The sequence below is a fragment of the Blastococcus sp. SYSU DS0539 genome (assembly GCF_054050855.1).
Map to the genome: position 1 here is coordinate 245,775 of NZ_JBJHAF010000005.1, position 15,815 is coordinate 261,589.

25 protein-coding genes are annotated in these 15,815 nt (G+C 69.1%); all 25 read left to right on the top strand.

Annotated elements, in window-relative coordinates; all coding sequences use genetic code 11:
- The first annotated feature begins 77 nt into the window (after nt 1–77).
- A complete protein-coding gene (gene fusA, locus ACI790_RS08870) occupies nt 78–2,177 on the top strand; it encodes an elongation factor G (protein ID WP_456569425.1) in 2,100 nt (699 codons plus the stop codon).
- A 100-nt stretch (nt 2,178–2,277) separates the two neighbouring features.
- Nucleotides 2,278–3,471: an elongation factor Tu gene (gene tuf / locus ACI790_RS08875; protein ID WP_166531780.1), complete on the top strand. Its 1,194-nt coding sequence runs from the start codon at nt 2,278–2,280 to the stop codon at nt 3,469–3,471.
- 136 nt (nt 3,472–3,607) lie between these two features.
- Nucleotides 3,608–3,913, top strand: a complete 306-nt coding sequence (gene rpsJ, locus ACI790_RS08880; protein ID WP_014377994.1) for a 30S ribosomal protein S10 — start codon at nt 3,608–3,610, stop codon at nt 3,911–3,913.
- 15 nt (nt 3,914–3,928) lie between these two features.
- Nucleotides 3,929–4,594 (top strand): 50S ribosomal protein L3, encoded by a 666-nt coding sequence (gene rplC, locus ACI790_RS08885; RefSeq protein WP_456569426.1) that lies wholly within the window; start codon nt 3,929–3,931, stop codon nt 4,592–4,594.
- The gene (gene rplD, locus ACI790_RS08890; RefSeq protein WP_456569427.1) at nt 4,591–5,367 is read left to right on the top strand and encodes a 50S ribosomal protein L4; all 777 of its coding nucleotides are present in this window, start codon (nt 4,591–4,593) and stop codon (nt 5,365–5,367) included. The genes rplC and rplD overlap by 4 nt, the downstream gene beginning before the upstream one ends.
- Nucleotides 5,364–5,666, top strand: a complete 303-nt coding sequence (rplW, locus tag ACI790_RS08895; protein WP_456569428.1) for a 50S ribosomal protein L23 — start codon at nt 5,364–5,366, stop codon at nt 5,664–5,666. Before rplD ends, rplW begins: the two co-directional genes overlap by 4 nt.
- A 47-nt stretch (nt 5,667–5,713) precedes the next feature.
- Nucleotides 5,714–6,547, top strand: coding sequence for a 50S ribosomal protein L2 (gene rplB, locus ACI790_RS08900; RefSeq protein ID WP_456569429.1), 834 nt, complete (start codon nt 5,714–5,716; stop codon nt 6,545–6,547).
- Between the two features lie 23 nt (nt 6,548–6,570).
- On the top strand, nt 6,571–6,852 hold the full coding sequence (gene rpsS / locus ACI790_RS08905) for a 30S ribosomal protein S19 (protein WP_091536448.1): 282 nt from the start codon (nt 6,571–6,573) through the stop codon (nt 6,850–6,852).
- Nucleotides 6,853–6,872: 20 nt separating this feature from the next.
- Complete coding sequence (gene rplV, locus ACI790_RS08910) at nt 6,873–7,340, top strand: 50S ribosomal protein L22 (protein WP_442864569.1); 468 nt, start codon at nt 6,873–6,875, stop codon at nt 7,338–7,340.
- On the top strand, nt 7,340–8,266 hold the full coding sequence (gene rpsC / locus ACI790_RS08915; RefSeq protein ID WP_456569430.1) for a 30S ribosomal protein S3: 927 nt from the start codon (nt 7,340–7,342) through the stop codon (nt 8,264–8,266). The genes rplV and rpsC overlap by 1 nt, the downstream gene beginning before the upstream one ends.
- Nucleotides 8,267–8,269: 3 nt before the next feature.
- Nucleotides 8,270–8,686: a 50S ribosomal protein L16 gene (gene rplP / locus ACI790_RS08920; RefSeq protein WP_104523783.1), complete on the top strand. Its 417-nt coding sequence runs from the start codon at nt 8,270–8,272 to the stop codon at nt 8,684–8,686.
- Nucleotides 8,686–8,919, top strand: a complete 234-nt coding sequence (gene rpmC / locus ACI790_RS08925; RefSeq protein WP_014377985.1) for a 50S ribosomal protein L29 — start codon at nt 8,686–8,688, stop codon at nt 8,917–8,919. The genes rplP and rpmC overlap by 1 nt, the downstream gene beginning before the upstream one ends.
- Complete coding sequence (gene rpsQ / locus ACI790_RS08930) at nt 8,916–9,206, top strand: 30S ribosomal protein S17 (protein WP_456569431.1); 291 nt, start codon at nt 8,916–8,918, stop codon at nt 9,204–9,206. Before rpmC ends, rpsQ begins: the two co-directional genes overlap by 4 nt.
- A gap of 206 nt (nt 9,207–9,412) precedes the next feature.
- A complete protein-coding gene (gene rplN / locus ACI790_RS08935; RefSeq protein WP_014377983.1) occupies nt 9,413–9,781 on the top strand; it encodes a 50S ribosomal protein L14 in 369 nt (122 codons plus the stop codon).
- 2 nt (nt 9,782–9,783) lie between these two features.
- Nucleotides 9,784–10,131, top strand: a complete 348-nt coding sequence (gene rplX, locus ACI790_RS08940; RefSeq protein ID WP_442864571.1) for a 50S ribosomal protein L24 — start codon at nt 9,784–9,786, stop codon at nt 10,129–10,131.
- 2 nt (nt 10,132–10,133) lie between these two features.
- Nucleotides 10,134–10,718: a 50S ribosomal protein L5 gene (rplE, locus tag ACI790_RS08945; protein ID WP_456569432.1), complete on the top strand. Its 585-nt coding sequence runs from the start codon at nt 10,134–10,136 to the stop codon at nt 10,716–10,718.
- A gap of 19 nt (nt 10,719–10,737) precedes the next feature.
- Nucleotides 10,738–10,923 carry a type Z 30S ribosomal protein S14 gene (locus ACI790_RS08950; RefSeq protein ID WP_089336472.1) on the top strand — a complete coding sequence of 62 codons (186 nt, stop codon included), beginning with the start codon at nt 10,738–10,740 and terminating at the stop codon, nt 10,921–10,923.
- A 164-nt stretch (nt 10,924–11,087) separates the two neighbouring features.
- On the top strand, nt 11,088–11,492 hold the full coding sequence (gene rpsH / locus ACI790_RS08955; protein WP_456569433.1) for a 30S ribosomal protein S8: 405 nt from the start codon (nt 11,088–11,090) through the stop codon (nt 11,490–11,492).
- A gap of 15 nt (nt 11,493–11,507) precedes the next feature.
- Nucleotides 11,508–12,047, top strand: a complete 540-nt coding sequence (gene rplF, locus ACI790_RS08960; protein ID WP_456569434.1) for a 50S ribosomal protein L6 — start codon at nt 11,508–11,510, stop codon at nt 12,045–12,047.
- Entirely contained in the window at nt 12,047–12,454 is a 408-nt protein-coding gene (gene rplR, locus ACI790_RS08965; RefSeq protein ID WP_456569435.1) for a 50S ribosomal protein L18, read from the top strand. The genes rplF and rplR overlap by 1 nt, the downstream gene beginning before the upstream one ends.
- A gap of 49 nt (nt 12,455–12,503) precedes the next feature.
- Nucleotides 12,504–13,118: a 30S ribosomal protein S5 gene (rpsE, locus tag ACI790_RS08970; RefSeq protein WP_456569436.1), complete on the top strand. Its 615-nt coding sequence runs from the start codon at nt 12,504–12,506 to the stop codon at nt 13,116–13,118.
- 1 nt (nt 13,119) lies between these two features.
- Entirely contained in the window at nt 13,120–13,302 is a 183-nt protein-coding gene (gene rpmD, locus ACI790_RS08975; RefSeq protein WP_222173664.1) for a 50S ribosomal protein L30, read from the top strand.
- A gap of 34 nt (nt 13,303–13,336) precedes the next feature.
- On the top strand, nt 13,337–13,780 hold the full coding sequence (rplO, locus tag ACI790_RS08980) for a 50S ribosomal protein L15 (RefSeq protein WP_456569437.1): 444 nt from the start codon (nt 13,337–13,339) through the stop codon (nt 13,778–13,780).
- Between the two features lie 116 nt (nt 13,781–13,896).
- Nucleotides 13,897–15,207, top strand: coding sequence for a preprotein translocase subunit SecY (gene secY, locus ACI790_RS08985; protein WP_456569438.1), 1,311 nt, complete (start codon nt 13,897–13,899; stop codon nt 15,205–15,207).
- Nucleotides 15,207–15,809 carry an adenylate kinase gene (locus tag ACI790_RS08990; protein WP_456569439.1) on the top strand — a complete coding sequence of 201 codons (603 nt, stop codon included), beginning with the start codon at nt 15,207–15,209 and terminating at the stop codon, nt 15,807–15,809. Before secY ends, ACI790_RS08990 begins: the two co-directional genes overlap by 1 nt.
- Nucleotides 15,810–15,815: the final 6 nt, after the last annotated feature.

Here is a 15,815-nt window from a genome sequence, read left to right on the forward strand (position 1 = left end):
CACCAGCACCCGCGGCCGGCGGGATCTCCGGGCCACCCCCGGAACCCGCTCGCGGACCAGAACAAAGAGGAGAAGTAATGGCCAGCAACGAGGCCCAGCTGCGGAAGACCCGGAACATCGGGATCATGGCGCACATCGACGCCGGCAAGACCACCACGACCGAGCGCATCCTCTTCTACACCGGTATCACGTACAAGATCGGTGAGGTCCACGACGGCGCGGCCACGATGGACTGGATGGAGCAGGAGCAGGAGCGCGGCATCACGATCACGTCGGCCGCGACGAAGTGCTCCTGGAACGGCCACGACATCAACATCATCGACACCCCCGGGCACGTCGACTTCACCGTCGAGGTGGAGCGGTCGCTGCGGGTGCTCGACGGTGCGGTCGCGGTCTACGACGGTGTCGCCGGCGTCGAGCCGCAGACCGAGCAGGTGTGGCGGCAGGCCGAGAAGTACGGCGTCCCGCGCATGTGCTTCGTCAACAAGCTCGACCGCACCGGTGCCGACTTCTTCCGCTGCGTCGACATGATGGTGGAGCGGCTGGCGGCCAACCCGCTGGTGCTGCAGCTGCCGATCGGTGCCGAGGCCGACTTCATCGGCGTCGTCGACCTGGTCACCATGAAGGCCCTCACCTGGCGCGGCGAGACCAAGATGGGCGAGGACTACGCCGTCGAGGAGATCCCGGCCGAGCTCGCCGACCAGGCCGCCGAGTACCGCGAGAAGCTGCTCGAGAACATCGCGGACTTCGACGACTCCCTCATGGAGGACTACCTCGGTGGCGAGGAGATCGAGGTCGACCGGCTGAAGGCGGCGATCCGCAAGGCCACCATCGCCGGCCAGGTCAACCCGGTCCTCACCGGCACCGCGTTCAAGAACAAGGGCGTGCAGCCCCTGCTCGACGCCGTCGTGGAGTACCTGCCGAGCCCGCTGGACATCGAGGCGATCGTCGGCACCGCGCTCGACGGCGAGACCGAGGTCCTGCGGCACGCCGACGAGGACGAGCCGTTCTCGGCGCTGGCCTTCAAGATCCAGACCGACCAGCACCTCGGCAAGCTGACCTACGTGCGCGTCTACTCCGGCCGGCTCGACGCCGGGTCCGCGGTGCTCAACAGCACCAAGGACCGCAAGGAGCGGATCGGCAAGATCTACCAGATGCACGCCAACAAGCGCGAAGAGCGCGCGGGCGTGGGCGCCGGTCAGATCGTGGCGGTCAACGGCCTCAAGCAGACGACGACGGGTGACACCCTCTGCGACCCGCAGAAGCCGGTGATCCTCGAGTCGATGACCTTCCCCGCTCCGGTCATCTCGGTCGCCATCGAGCCGAAGACCAAGAGCGACCAGGAGAAGCTCGGCACCGCGATCCAGAAGCTCGCCGAGGAGGACCCGACCTTCCAGGTGAAGCTGGACGAGGAGACCGGGCAGACCGTCATCTCCGGCATGGGCGAGCTCCACCTGGAGATCCTCGTGGACCGCATGCGCCGCGAGTTCAACGTCGAGGCCAACGTCGGCAAGCCGCAGGTGGCCTACCGCGAGACGATCCGCAAGGCCGTCGAGCGCTACGACTACACGCACAAGAAGCAGACCGGTGGCTCCGGGCAGTTCGCGAAGGTCCAGATCGCGATCGAGCCGCTGGAGATGTCCGCCGACTCGGCGACCTACGAGTTCGAGAACAAGGTCACCGGCGGTCGCATCCCGAAGGAGTACATCCCCTCGGTCGACCAGGGCATGCAGGACGCCATGCAGTACGGCGTGCTGGCCGGCTACCCGATGGTGGGCGTCAAGGCGAGCCTGCTCGACGGGCAGTACCACGAGGTCGACTCCTCGGAGATGGCCTTCAAGATCGCCGGATCGATCGCCTTCAAGGAGGCGGCGCGCAAGGCCAGCCCGGCCCTGCTCGAGCCGCTGATGGCGGTCGAGGTGACGACGCCCGAGGACAACATGGGCGACGTCATCGGCGACCTCAACTCCCGCCGCGGGACCATCCAAGCGATGGAGGAGCGCTCCGGCGCCCGCGTCGTCAAGGCCCTGGTGCCGCTGTCGGAGATGTTCGGCTACGTGGGCGACCTGCGCAGCCGCACCCAGGGACGGGCGAGCTACTCGATGGTGTTCGACTCGTACGCCGAGGTCCCGGCCAACGTCGCCAAGGAGATCATCGCCAAGGTGACCGGCGAGTAGCAGTCGATCGACCGGAATGCGGGCGGCCAGCCCGCGTTCTCCGAGCAGAGCTCCACCCCAGAGCACGCACCACCTGCGTAACCACGAGGAGAGGAACCCAGTGGCCAAGGCCAAGTTCGAGCGGACCAAGCCGCACGTCAACATCGGCACCATCGGGCACATCGACCACGGCAAGACGACGCTGACCGCGGCGATCACCAAGGTCCTGCACGACAAGTACCCGAACCTCAACGAGGCCTCGGCGTTCGACCAGATCGACAAGGCGCCCGAGGAGAAGGCTCGCGGCATCACGATCTCGATCGCGCACGTCGAGTACCAGACCGAGAACCGGCACTACGCGCACGTCGACTGCCCCGGGCACGCCGACTACATCAAGAACATGATCACCGGTGCCGCGCAGATGGACGGCGCGATCCTGGTCGTGGCCGCCACCGACGGCCCGATGCCGCAGACCAAGGAGCACGTCCTCCTGGCCCGCCAGGTCGGCGTCCCGTACATCGTCGTGGCGCTCAACAAGGCCGACATGGTCGACGACGAGGAGATCCTCGAGCTCGTCGAGCTCGAGGTCCGCGAGCTGCTCTCCGAGTACGAGTTCCCGGGTGACGACGTGCCCGTGGTCCGCGTCTCCGCGCTGAAGGCGCTCGAGGGCGACGCCGAGTGGGGCGACAAGCTCATGGAGCTCATGAACGCCGTCGACACCGCGATCCCCGAGCCGGAGCGCGAGATCGACAAGCCGTTCCTCATGCCCGTCGAGGACGTCTTCACGATCACCGGTCGTGGCACCGTGGTCACGGGTCGCGTCGAGCGCGGCATCGTCAAGGTCTCCGAGGAGATCGAGATCGTCGGCATCCGCGAGGGTTCGACGAAGACGACCGTCACCGGCGTCGAGATGTTCCGCAAGCTGCTCGACCAGGGCCAGGCCGGCGACAACGTGGGTCTGCTCCTCCGCGGCATCAAGCGCGAGGACGTGGAGCGCGGCCAGGTCGTCGTGAAGCCCGGCTCGATCACCCCGCACACCAACTTCGAGGGTTCGGTCTACATCCTCTCGAAGGATGAGGGTGGCCGTCACACGCCGTTCTTCAACAACTACCGTCCCCAGTTCTACTTCCGGACGACGGACGTCACCGGCGTCGTGACCCTGCCCGCCGGCACCGAGATGGTCATGCCGGGCGACAACACCGAGATGACGGTGGAGCTCATCCAGCCCATCGCCATGGAGGAGGGCCTCCGGTTCGCCATCCGTGAGGGTGGCCGTACCGTGGGCGCCGGGCGCGTCACGAAGATCCTCAAGTAACACCCTGACGGGCGGCGGCCGGGGACCCGGCCGCCGCCCGGCCTGGGTTGCCGGGGCCCACCCGCCCGGACCCACGCACCGGGTCAGCAGACCCACTTGAACTTTCACAACCGATCGGCAGGAGCGAAAACAGGCGATGGCGGGACAAAAGATCCGCATCCGGCTGAAGGCCTACGACCACGAGGCCATCGACGCCTCGGCGCGGCGCATCGTGGAGACGGTGACGAAGACCGGAGCGCGCGTCGTCGGCCCGGTGCCGCTGCCGACGGAGAAGAACGTGTACGCCGTGATCCGGTCTCCGCACAAGTACAAGGACTCGTTCGAGCACTTCGAGATGCGGACCCACAAGCGGCTCATCGACATCCTCGACCCGACGCCGAAGACGGTCGACGCGCTCATGCGCATCGACCTGCCGGCCTCGGTCGACGTCAACATTCAGTAAGGGCAGTCAGTAGACATGGCGAGCACATTTCGCGGTCTCCTCGGTGAGAAGCTGGGGATGACCCAGGTTTTCGACGAGAACAACCGCCTCGTGCCGGTGACCGTCGTCAAGGCGGGCCCGTGTGTGGTGACCCAGGTGCGCACCCCCGAGGTCGACGGCTACTCGGCCGTCCAGATCGGGTTCGGCGAGATCGACCCGCGCAAGGTGAACCGTCCCGAGGGCGGGCACTTCACCAAGGCGGGCGTGACGCCGCGGCGGCACCTGGTGGAACTGCGCACCTCGGACGCCGGCAGCTACACGGTCGGCCAGGAGCTGACCGCCGACGTGTTCGACGGCGTGGCGAAGGTCGACGTCATCGGCACCAGCAAGGGCAAGGGCACCGCCGGTGTCATGAAGCGTCACGGCTTCAAGGGCCTCGGCGCCTCGCACGGCACCCAGCGCAAGCACCGGTCGCCCGGTTCCATCGGTGGCGCGTCCACCCCGGGCCGCGTGTTCAAGGGCCTGAAGATGGCCGGCCGCATGGGTGCGGTGAAGACCACCACCCTCTCGCTGGTCGTCCACAAGGTGGACGCCGAGCGCGGCCTCCTGCTGATCAAGGGCGCCATCCCCGGTCCGAAGGGCGGCCTCGTGCTGGTCCGTTCGGCCGTCAAGGGTGGCCCCGTGGGGAGTGACGACAAGTGACCCAGTCCACCGAGACGCGCACCGACCGCCAGGTCGACGTCCGCACCCCGGCGGGGGAGACCTCCGGCAGCGTCACGCTGCCCGGTGAGCTCTTCGACGCCAACGCGAACGTCTCCCTGATGCACCAGGTCGTCGTGGCCCAGCTGGCCGCGGCCCGCCAGGGCACCCACTCGACGAAGACCCGCGGCAAGGTCAGCGGTGGTGGCGCCAAGCCGTACCGCCAGAAGGGCACCGGCCGCGCCCGCCAGGGCTCGACCCGCGCGCCGCAGTTCGCCGGCGGTGGCACCGTGCACGGCCCCCAGCCGCGCAACTACGAGCAGAAGACCCCGAAGAAGATGAAGGCCGCCGCGCTGCGCGGCGCCCTCTCCGACCGGGCCCGCGAGGGCCGGGTGCACGTGGTCTCCGCGTTCGTCGACGGTGACGCGCCCAAGACGCGGGCCGCGCTGGCCACCCTGCACGCCGTCACCCAGGCCCAGCGCGTGCTGATCGTCCTGGACCGGGACGACGTCCTGAACTGGGTCAGCCTGCGCAACGTGCCCGAGGTGCACCTGATCGAGGCCGGCCAGCTCAACACGTACGACGTGCTGGTCTCCGACGAGGTCATCTTCACCGAGGCCGCGCTCGCCGAGTTCGTCGCCGGGCCCGCCAAGGGCAAGCGGTCGGCCACCGACCTGCCGGACCTCGCCACCCACGAGACGCCGGGCGGCATCCCGTCCATCGCTCCCGCCGTCGGCGAGGGCACCGTCGAAGAGACCACCGAGGAGAAGGCATGACCGTCCGCGACCCCCGGGACGTCCTGCTCGCCCCGGTCATCTCCGAGAAGAGCTACGGGCTCCTGGACGGCAACCAGTACACGTTCATCGTGCGGCCGGACGCCAACAAGACGCAGATCAAGATCGCGGTCGAGCAGATCTTCAAGGTGAAGGTGCTCGGCGTGAACACGATCAACCGCCAGGGCAAGCGCAAGCGGAGCCGCGGTGCGCAGATGGGCAAGCGCAAGGACACCAAGCGCGCCATCGTCAGCGTGGCTGCCGGCGACCGCATCGAGATCTTCGGGGGCCCGGGCGCCTGACGCGCCCGGACCGACGGACCAGATAGAAGACAGGGACTGAGTCAGCAATGGCTATCCGCAAGTACAAGCCGACGACGCCGGGCCGACGCGGCTCCAGCGTCGCCGACTTCGCCGAGGTCACCCGCGACCACCCCGAGAAGTCGCTGGTCCGGCCGCTGCACGGTCGTGGCGGGCGCAACGTGCACGGGAAGGTCACCGCTCGCCACCAGGGCGGCGGTCACAAGCGCGCGTACCGGGTGATCGACTTCCGTCGCGCCGACAAGGACGGTGTGCCGGCCAAGGTCGCGCACATCGAGTACGACCCGAACCGCACCTCGCGGATCGCGCTCCTGCACTTCGCCGACGGCGAGAAGCGGTACATCATCGCTCCCGCCAAGCTGAAGCAGGGCGACACCGTCGAGTGCGGCCCGGCCGCCGACATCAAGCCCGGCAACAACCTGCCGCTGCGGAACATCCCGGTGGGCACGGTGGTTCACGCCATCGAGCTCCGTCCCGGTGGCGGCGCCAAGATCGCCCGGTCCGCGGGAACCAGCGTCCAGCTGGTCGCCCGTGAGGGCCGGTTCGCCCAGCTGCGCATGCCGTCGGGCGAGATCCGCAACGTCGACGTGCGCTGCCGCGCCTCCGTCGGCGAGGTGGGCAACGCCGAGCAGTCGAACATCAACTGGGGCAAGGCCGGCCGCATGCGGTGGAAGGGCAAGCGCCCGACCGTCCGCGGTGTCGCCATGAACCCGGTGGACCACCCGCACGGTGGTGGTGAGGGCAAGACCTCCGGTGGTCGCCACCCGGTGAACCCGAAGGGCAAGCCGGAGGGCCGGACGCGCAAGCGGAAGGCCAGTGACGCCCTGATCGTGCGCCGCCGGCGCACCAACAAGAAGCGCTGAGCGGGTAAAGGAGTCCGATAGACATGCCACGCAGCCTGAAGAAGGGCCCGTTCGTCGACGACCACCTGCTCGCCAAGGTGGACGCCCAGAACGAGAAGGGCACCAAGAACGTGATCCGTACCTGGTCACGCCGCTCGACGATCATCCCCGACATGCTGGGCCACACCCTCGCGGTGCACGACGGCCGCAAGCACGTCCCGGTGTTCGTCACCGAGGCGATGGTCGGGCACAAGCTCGGGGAGTTCGCGCCCACGCGCACCTTCCGCGGGCACATCAAGGACGACCGCCGCTCGCGGCGGGGCTGACCAGGTAGAGAGAGATTCAGATGACTTCCCAGTTGGGACAGGAGGCGCCGGTCGCCCGGGCAACGGCCCGGTTCGTCCGCGTGACCCCCATGAAGGCCCGCCGGGTGGTGGACCTGATCCGCTACCTGCCGACCGACGAGGCCCTGGCGCTGCTGCGGTTCGCGCCGCAGTCGGCCAGCGAGCCGGTCGCCAAGGTCGTCGCCAGCGCGGTGGCCAACGCCGAGCACAACCTGCAGCTGGACCCGGCTGCACTCGTGGTCAGCGCCGCCTACGTCGACGAGGGCCCCACGCTGAAGCGGATCCGTCCGCGTGCGCAGGGCCGGGCGTTCCGCATCAACAAGCGGACCAGCCACATCACCATCGAGGTGAGCGAGGTGGCCACCAGCGCCGTCCTCGCGCAGAAGTCGCGCAAGGCGCGCCGGGACACCGGCCAGTCCGGCCCGGCCACCCAGCAGTCCACCAGCAACACGAGGGGAGGGACCCGCTAGTGGGTCAGAAGGTCAACCCGCACGGGTTCCGACTCGGGATCACCACCGACTACAAGTCCCGGTGGTACGCGGACAAGCTGTACAAGGACTACGTCAAGGAAGACGTCGCGATCCGCAAGCTCATGTCCAAGGGCATGGAGCGGGCCGGCATCTCCAAGGTGGAGATCGAGCGCACCCGTGACCGGGTCCGCGTCGACATCCACACCGCCCGCCCGGGCATCGTCATCGGCCGCCGCGGCGCCGAGGCCGACCGCATCCGCGGTGAGCTGGAGAAGCTCACCGGCAAGCAGGTGCAGCTGAACATCCTCGAGGTCAAGAACCCCGAGTCGGACGCGCAGCTGGTCGCCCAGGGCGTCGCCGAGCAGCTCTCCAGCCGGGTCAGCTTCCGTCGCGCCATGCGCAAGGCGATGCAGTCGGCGCAGCGGAGCCCGCAGGTCAAGGGCATCCGGGTGCAGTGCTCGGGTCGCCTTGGCGGCACCGAGATGAGCCGCTCGGAGTTCTACCGCGAGGGCCGCGTGCCCTTGCACACGCTCCGGGCGAACATCGACTACGGCATCTACGAGGCGCGTACGACCTTCGGTCGCATCGGTGTCAAGGTGTGGATCTACAAGGGCGACGTCAGCGGCTCGCGCGCCGAGCGGGCGGCCCTGGAGGCCCTCGCCGACCGCCAGCAGCGTCGCGAGCGGGCCCAGCGCCCGCAGCGCCGTTCGGGCTCCTCCGGCACCACCGCCGGCGGGACCGAGGCCGGCCGCGCCGCCGTCCAGTCCTCGACCGGGCCGGTCGCCGACTCCACGGCCCCGGCCGACGAGAGCACCGTGGCGCAGACCTCCGGCGAGGCCGCGCCCGAGCAGACCCTCGCCGAGGCGGTCGGCCCCGAGGCCACCGCGGCCGCCGAGACGACGGCCACCGAGAACACGGAGAGCTGAGCCATGCTCATCCCACGGCGCGTCAAGCACCGCAAGCAGCACCACCCGAGCCGTTCCGGCCGGGCCAAGGGCGGCACCGAGATCAACTTCGGTGAGTTCGCGATCCAGGCCCTCGAGCCTGCCTACGTGACGAACCGCCAGATCGAGTCGGCGCGTATCGCGATGACCCGGCACATCAAGCGTGGCGGAAAGGTGTGGATCTCGATCTACCCCGACCGTCCGCTGACCAAGAAGCCCGCCGAGACCCGCATGGGTTCCGGTAAGGGCTCGCCCGAGTGGTGGGTGGCCAACGTCAAGCCCGGCCGCGTGCTGTTCGAGCTGTCCGGTGTCGCCGAGCCCGTGGCCCGCGAGGCCATGCGCCGGGCGATCCACAAGCTGCCGATGAAGTGCCGCTTCATCACGCGTGAAGGAGAAGTGTGATGGCCGCCGGTCTGACCGCTCCCGAGCTGCGCGAGCTCTCTGCTGACGAGCTCGCCTCGCGGCTGCGTGAGTCGAAGGAAGAACTGTTCAACCTGCGGTTCCAGGTGGCCACCGGCCAGCTGGACAACAACCGGCGACTGCAGACCGTCCGCCGCGACATCGCCCGGATCTACACGATCATGCGCGAGCGCGAGCTGGGTCTCTCGGTCGCCCCGAGTGAGGGTGTGGCATGAGCGAGACCCAGGAGTCGTCCGGCCCCGGCCTGGCCGGCCGTGGCTACCGCAAGGTCCGCGAGGGCCTGGTCGTCAGCGACAAGATGGAGAAGACCGTCGTCGTCGAGGTCGAGGACCGCGTGAAGCACGGCCTGTACGGCAAGGTCATCCGCCGGACGAGCAAGCTGAAGGCGCACGACGAGCAGGGGGTCGCCGGCATCGGCGACCGCGTGCAGATCATGGAGACCCGGCCCACCTCGGCCACCAAGCGGTGGCGGCTGGTCGAGATCATCGAGAAGGCCAAGTAGGCCGGCACCAGGCGGCCCTCCGGGGCCGCTGCGGGTAGGAGTACCCTGAACGACTGGCGCGCACCCCAGGGCGTGCGCCGCATCCCGGTACCCGTGCTTCGGACGCACCGGCGGCTGATCAGCCGCCGGTGCGTCCGCACGCGAGTGCCGGACAGCCGGTTCACCGTTCCGGCCCGGCTGTCACCACAAGTATTGGGGAGTAGGACGTGATCCAGCAGGAGTCGCGGCTGCGAGTCGCCGACAACACCGGTGCGAAGGAGATCCTCTGCATCCGGGTTCTCGGCGGCTCCGGGCGACGCTACGCGGGCATCGGTGACGTCATCGTCGGCACCGTGAAGGACGCGCTGCCGGGCGCCGGCGTCAAGAAGGGCGACGTGGTCAAGGCCGTCATCGTCCGCACGGTGAAGGAGCGTCGTCGTCCGGACGGCTCCTACATCCGCTTCGACGAGAACGCCGCGGTCATCATCCGCGACAGCGGCGACCCGCGCGGCACGCGCATCTTCGGGCCGGTCGGCCGGGAGCTCCGCGACAAGCGCTTCATGCGGATCATCTCGCTCGCCCCGGAGGTGTTGTGATCATGGCTCAGGCAGCCAGCGGGAAGACCCCGTCGATGAAGGTCAAGAAGGGCGACACCGTCCTCGTGCTGTCCGGCAAGGACAAGGGCGCGAAGGGCCGTGTCATCGCCGCCTACCCCAAGCTCCAGAAGGTGCTGGTCGAGGGCGTCGGCCGGGTGAAGAAGCACACCCGCATCAGCTCCACGCAGCGCGGCGCCCAGCAGGGCGGGATCGTCACGCAGGAGGCTCCCATCCACGTGAGCAACGTGATGGTGATCGACTCCGAGGACAAGCCGACCCGGGTCGGCTACCGCAAGGACGAGGAAGGCCGCAACATCCGGGTCTCGCGGCGCACCGGTAAGGACCTCTGATCATGAGCGCACCCACCCGTGAGCTGCCCCGCATGCTCGCCAACTACCGCGACAACATCGTCCCGGCGCTGCAGGGCGAGTTCGGCTACGAGAACGTCATGCAGATCCCCCGGCTGACGAAGATCGTCGTCAACATGGGCGTCGGCGAGGCCACCCGCGACGCCAAGCTGATGGACGGCGCGGTCCGCGACCTCACCGCCATCACCGGTCAGAAGCCGGCCGTCGTGCGCGCCCGCAAGTCCATCGCGCAGTTCAAGCTGCGCGAGGGCATGCCGATCGGCGCGAAGGTCACCCTCCGCGGCGACCGGATGTGGGAGTTCCTCGACCGCCTGCTGTCGCTGGCCCTGCCCCGTATCCGCGACTTCCGCGGCCTGAACGCCAAGCAGTTCGACGGCCACGGCAACTACACGTTCGGGCTGAACGAGCAGTCGATGTTCCGCGAGATCGACGTCGACAAGATCGACCGGCCGCGCGGCATGGACATCACGCTGGTCACCACCGCCACGACCGACGAGGAGGGTCGCGAGCTGCTCCGCCAGCTCGGCTTCCCCTTCGCCGGCCAGCCCGTCGTCACGACCGTCCGCTGAGTCGGGCAGGAGAGAAGCTATGGCCAAGAAGGCGCTGATCAACAAGGCGGCCCGCAAGCCCAAGTTCGCGGTCCGTGGTTACACCCGCTGCCAGCGGTGCGGTCGCCCGCACTCGGTCTTCCGCAAGTTCGGCCTGTGCCGGATCTGCCTGCGGGAGATGGCCCACGCCGGGGAGCTCCCGGGCGTGCGCAAGTCCAGCTGGTGACCCACCCCACCACCGTGGGTGTGTTCGCCGGCTAGGCAGCAGCACCGGCCCTCCGGGGCCGTTCCATCCGAGCACCACCGATCGCCGAGAGGCCCACGCGCCAAGTCCGGGAAGACCCGGCGCATGAGGAACCGCGGCGAGAGAGGCACCACTACGCCATGACCATGACCGACCCGATCGCAGACATGCTGACGCGTCTGCGGAACGCCAACCAGGCGTACCACGACTCCGCGGTCATGCCGTCGTCGAAGCTCAAGACGCACATCGCCGAGATCCTCCAGCAGGAGGGCTACATCGCCGGCTGGCGCGTCGACGAGACCGACAAGGACGGCAACCCGTTCAAGCAGCTGGTCGTCGACCTCAAGTACGGCCCCAACCGCGAGCGCAGCATCGCCGGGGTCCGGCGGGTCTCGAAGCCCGGTCTGCGGGTGTACGCGAAGTCCACCGCACTGCCCAAGGTGCTCGGCGGCCTCGGCGTGGCGATCATCTCGACCTCGACCGGGCTGCTGACCGACAAGCAGGCGAACAAGAAGGGCGTGGGTGGGGAAGTCCTCGCCTACGTCTGGTAAGAGGAGCGAGCAGAGATGTCACGGATCGGACGACTCCCGATCGCGGTGCCCGGTGGTGTCGACGTCGCCATCGACGGTCAGACGGTCAGCGTGAAGGGACCCAAGGGCGAGCTTCGCCACACGGTCGCCGCGCCGATCACCGTCGAGCGCGACGAGGACGGCACGCTGCGGGTGCAGCGCCCCAACGACGAGCGGCAGAACCGCGCCCTGCACGGGCTCTCGCGGACTCTGATCGCCAACATGATCACCGGCGTCACCGAGGGGTACACCAAGACCCTCGAGATCGTCGGTGTCGGATACCGCGTCCAGGCGCGCGGCTCGGACCTCGAGTTCGCCCTGGGCTACAGCCACCCCGTGCCGGTGAAGGCCCCCGAGGGGATCTCCTTCGCCGTCGAGTCCCCGACCCGTCTCCGGGTCAGCGGCATCGACAAGCAGCTGGTCGGCGAGGTGGCGGCCAAGATCCGCAAGATCCGCAAGCCCGACCCGTACAAGGGCAAGGGCGTGCGGTACCAGGGCGAGGTCGTCAAGCGCAAGGTCGGGAAGACGGGTAAGTGATGGCTCAGGCAGAGAAGGCCGCCCGGGTGCACAAGCCCGTCGGCACAGACATCAGCACGGCGCGCCGCACGTCGCGGCTGCGCCGCCACAACCGGCTGCGCAAGCGGGTCGCGGGCACGGCGGAGCGTCCGCGCCTGGTCGTCAAGCGCAGCGCGCGCCACATCCACGTGCAGGTCGTCGACGACACCGTCGGCCGCACCGTGGTGAGCGCCTCCACGATGGACGCCGGCCTGCGCGGCACCGAGGGCGACAAGTCCGCCCTCGCCCGTCAGGTGGGCGCCCTGGTGGCCGAGCGCGCGAAGGCCGCCGGCATCTCGGCGGTCGTCTTCGACCGCGGGGGCAACCGCTACGCCGGGCGCATCGCCGCCCTGGCCGACGGTGCCCGCGAGGGTGGGCTGGACTTCTGATGACCACCCACCCCACCAGCACGAGCGAGCAGATCGAGAGGGACGTCTGATGCCAGGACCACAGCGACGCGGCGGCGGCGCCGGCGGCGGTAACGACCGCCGCGACCGCCGTGACGGCGGGCGGGGCCCCGGAGGCGCGCCCGCCGAGAAGAGCAACTACATCGAGCGCGTGGTCGCCATCAACCGCGTGTCCAAGGTCGTCAAGGGCGGTCGGCGCTTCAGCTTCACCGCCCTGGTGATCGTGGGCGACGGTGACGGCACCGTGGGCGTCGGCTACGGGAAGGCCAAGGAGGTGCCCGCGGCGATCGCCAAGGGCGTCGAGGAGGCCAAGAAGCACTTCTACAAGGTGCCCCGCATCGCCAGCACCATCCCGCACCCGGTGCAGGGTGAGGCGGCCGCCGGTGTCGTGCTGCTCAAGCCGGCCAGCCCCGGTACCGGTGTCATCGCCGGTGGTCCGGTGCGTGCCGTGCTCGAGTGCGCCGGGATCCACGACGTGCTCTCCAAGAGCCTGGGCTCGTCGAACCCGATCAACATCGTGCACGCGACCATGCAGGCGCTGGAGGACCTCGTCCGCCCCGAGGAGATCGCGGCCCGCCGCGGTCTGCCGCTCGAGGACGTCGCCCCGGCCGCCATGCTGCGTGCGCGTGCGGGTCAGGGGGTCTGAGATGGCACAGCTGAAGGTCACCCAGGTCAAGTCGGCCATCGGCACCAAGCCCAACCAGCGCCAGACGCTGCGTTCGCTGGGCCTCAAGCGGATCAACGACTCGGTCGTCCAGGAGGACCGTCCCGAGATCCGCGGGATGGTCGCGACGGTGCCGCACCTGGTCACCGTCGAAGAGATCAGCTGACGCTGGTCCGACGAAGCGCTAGTAGGGACATCTCATGACTCTCAAGGTCCACCACCTGCGTCCGGCCCCCGGCGCCCACACCGCCAAGACCCGCGTGGGTCGCGGTGAGGGTTCCAAGGGCAAGACCGCCGGGCGCGGCACCAAGGGCACCGGCGCGCGGGGCACGGTCTCCGCGCGGTTCGAGGGCGGGCAGACCCCCCTCAACATGCGGCTGCCCAAGCTCTCGGGCTTCAAGTCGCCGAACAAGGTCGTCTTCCAGGTCGTCAACCTCGACCGGATCGCGGCACTGTTCCCGCAGGGCGGGGTCGTCAACCCGGACACCCTGGTCGAGGCCGGCGCCGTGCGGCGCGGGCAGCCGGTCAAGGTGCTCGGCACTGGCGAGCTCGGCGGCGTGCAGGTCGACGTGCACGCGCACGCCTTCTCCGCCTCCGCGGCCGAGAAGATCGCCGCGGCCGGAGGCAGCACCACCCGCATCTGACGGCCGGCGACCCCCGCGAGCGCGGACAACCGCTCCCGCGGGGGTCGTCTGCTGCCCGGCCGCGTTCCGCGGCCGGGCTCGTTGCTAACCTCACTCGACCGATCAGGGGAGGGCACGTGCTGCAGGCGTTCGCCGCGGCGTTCCGGACGCCAGACCTCCGGCGCAAGCTGCTGTTCTCCCTGGCGATCATCGCCGTCTACCGGCTGGGTGCGGCCGTGCCGGGGCCCGGGGTCTCGGTCGAGGCGATCAACAGCTGCCTCGAGCAGGCCCAGGCCTCCGACCAGCGGGACATCTACTCGCTGGTCAACCTGTTCTCCGGCGGCGCGCTGCTCCGGCTGAGCGTGTTCGCGCTCGGGATCATGCCGTACATCACGGCGAGCATCATCGTGCAGCTGCTGGTCGTGGTGATCCCGCGGTTCGAGCAGCTGAAGAAGGAAGGGCAGTCGGGTCAGGCCAAGCTGACCCAGTACACCCGGTACCTCACGATCGCCCTCGCCGTCCTGCAGAGCACCGGGATCATCGCCCTCGCGCGCAGCGGCCAGCTCTTCCCGAACTGCGCCGAGCAGATCATCCCGTCGGAGTCCGTCTGGACGACGGTCATCCTGGTCGTCGCGCTCACCGCCGGCACGGCGCTGATCATGTGGCTCGGCGAGCTGCTGACCGAGAAGGGGATCGGCAACGGCATGTCCGTGCTGATCTTCACCTCGATCGCCGCGCGGATTCCCGCCGAGGGCGGGTCGATCCTGCAGACCCGCGGCGGCGTCGTCTTCGCCGTCGTCTGCGCCTTCGCCGTCGTCATCATCGGCACGGTCGTCTACGTCGAGCAGGCCCAGCGCCGCATCCCGGTGCAGTACGCCAAGCGGATGGTCGGCCGCCGGATGTACGGCGGCACGTCGACCTACCTGCCGCTCAAGGTGAACCAGGCCGGCGTCATCCCGGTCATCTTCGCCTCGTCGCTGCTGTACCTGCCCCAGCTCATCACGCAGCTGCAGGGCAGCGAGACCGGCGCGGTGCGCCAGTTCTTCGAGAACTACATCATCGACCAGAGCAGCCCCGTGCACGTCGCCGTCTACTTCGCGATGATCATCTTCTTCACGTACTTCTACGTGTCGATCACGTTCAACCCGGAGGAACGCGCCGACGACATGAAGCGCTACGGCGGCTTCATCCCGGGCATCCGGCCGGGTCGGCCGACCGCCGAGTACCTGCAGTACGTCCTGTCCCGGATCACCCTTCCGGGCTCGATCTACCTGGGTCTGGTCGCCGTCCTGCCGAACCTCTTCCTGTCGATCACGCAGGAGGGGCAGAACCAGAACTTCCCGTTCGGTGGGACGGCTGTCCTGATCATGGTCGGAGTGGGGTTGGAGACGGTGAAGCAGATCGAGACGCAACTGAATCAGCGCAACTACGAAGGGTTCCTGAAGTAGTGCGCGTCGTCCTCCTGGGCCCTCCCGGAGCGGGCAAGGGCACCCAGGCGCAGGTCATCGCCGGCGAACTCGGCATCCCGGCGATCTCGACCGGTGACATCTTCCGGGCGAACGTCAGCGGGCAGACGGAGCTGGGGAAGCAGGTCAAGGCCTACCTGGACTCCGGGGAGCTCGTCCCCGACGAGATCACGGTGGCGATGGTGTCCGGGCGGCTGGCCGAGCCGGACGCCGCGAACGGCTTCCTGCTCGACGGCTTCCCGCGCAGCATCCCGCAGGCCGAGCAGCTCCGGGACTCCCTCGCCGCGGACGGGCAGGCCCTGGACCGGGTGCTGGAGCTGGTCGTGGACGAGGAGGAGCTGGTCCGGCGCCTCTCCGGCCGGCGCATGCTGGTCGACGGGCAGATGGTCCAGCGTGACGACGACAAGCCCGAGACGGTGCGGCACCGGCTGAAGGTCTACCGGGAACAGACCGCGCCGCTGTCCGGGTTCTACGAGGACGAAGGTCTGCTGGCCCGCATCGACGCGATCGGTGCGGTCGAGGAGGTCACCGCCCGGGCGCTCGCCGCGCTCGGTGCGGACCGCGCACAGCCGAGCGCAGACTGAACACCG

Excerpts from the sequence above, each read along its gene's own strand:
- fusA (WP_456569425.1), top strand. The coding sequence starts at position 78 with ATGGCCAGCAACGAGGCCCAGCTGCGGAAGACCCGGAACATCGGGATC.
- rpsJ (WP_014377994.1), top strand. The coding sequence starts at position 3,608 with ATGGCGGGACAAAAGATCCGCATCCGGCTGAAGGCCTACGACCACGAG.
- rplC (WP_456569426.1), top strand. The coding sequence starts at position 3,929 with ATGGCGAGCACATTTCGCGGTCTCCTCGGTGAGAAGCTGGGGATGACC.
- rplW (WP_456569428.1), top strand. The coding sequence starts at position 5,364 with ATGACCGTCCGCGACCCCCGGGACGTCCTGCTCGCCCCGGTCATCTCC.
- rplB (WP_456569429.1), top strand. The coding sequence starts at position 5,714 with ATGGCTATCCGCAAGTACAAGCCGACGACGCCGGGCCGACGCGGCTCC.
- rpsS (WP_091536448.1), top strand. The coding sequence starts at position 6,571 with ATGCCACGCAGCCTGAAGAAGGGCCCGTTCGTCGACGACCACCTGCTC.
- rplV (WP_442864569.1), top strand. The coding sequence starts at position 6,873 with ATGACTTCCCAGTTGGGACAGGAGGCGCCGGTCGCCCGGGCAACGGCC.
- rplP (WP_104523783.1), top strand. The coding sequence starts at position 8,270 with ATGCTCATCCCACGGCGCGTCAAGCACCGCAAGCAGCACCACCCGAGC.
- rpmC (WP_014377985.1), top strand. The coding sequence starts at position 8,686 with ATGGCCGCCGGTCTGACCGCTCCCGAGCTGCGCGAGCTCTCTGCTGAC.
- rpsQ (WP_456569431.1), top strand. The coding sequence starts at position 8,916 with ATGAGCGAGACCCAGGAGTCGTCCGGCCCCGGCCTGGCCGGCCGTGGC.
- rplX (WP_442864571.1), top strand. The coding sequence starts at position 9,784 with ATGGCTCAGGCAGCCAGCGGGAAGACCCCGTCGATGAAGGTCAAGAAG.
- rplE (WP_456569432.1), top strand. The coding sequence starts at position 10,134 with ATGAGCGCACCCACCCGTGAGCTGCCCCGCATGCTCGCCAACTACCGC.
- ACI790_RS08950 (WP_089336472.1), top strand. The coding sequence starts at position 10,738 with ATGGCCAAGAAGGCGCTGATCAACAAGGCGGCCCGCAAGCCCAAGTTC.
- rpsH (WP_456569433.1), top strand. The coding sequence starts at position 11,088 with ATGACCGACCCGATCGCAGACATGCTGACGCGTCTGCGGAACGCCAAC.
- rplF (WP_456569434.1), top strand. The coding sequence starts at position 11,508 with ATGTCACGGATCGGACGACTCCCGATCGCGGTGCCCGGTGGTGTCGAC.
- rplR (WP_456569435.1), top strand. The coding sequence starts at position 12,047 with ATGGCTCAGGCAGAGAAGGCCGCCCGGGTGCACAAGCCCGTCGGCACA.
- rpsE (WP_456569436.1), top strand. The coding sequence starts at position 12,504 with ATGCCAGGACCACAGCGACGCGGCGGCGGCGCCGGCGGCGGTAACGAC.
- rpmD (WP_222173664.1), top strand. The coding sequence starts at position 13,120 with ATGGCACAGCTGAAGGTCACCCAGGTCAAGTCGGCCATCGGCACCAAG.
- rplO (WP_456569437.1), top strand. The coding sequence starts at position 13,337 with ATGACTCTCAAGGTCCACCACCTGCGTCCGGCCCCCGGCGCCCACACC.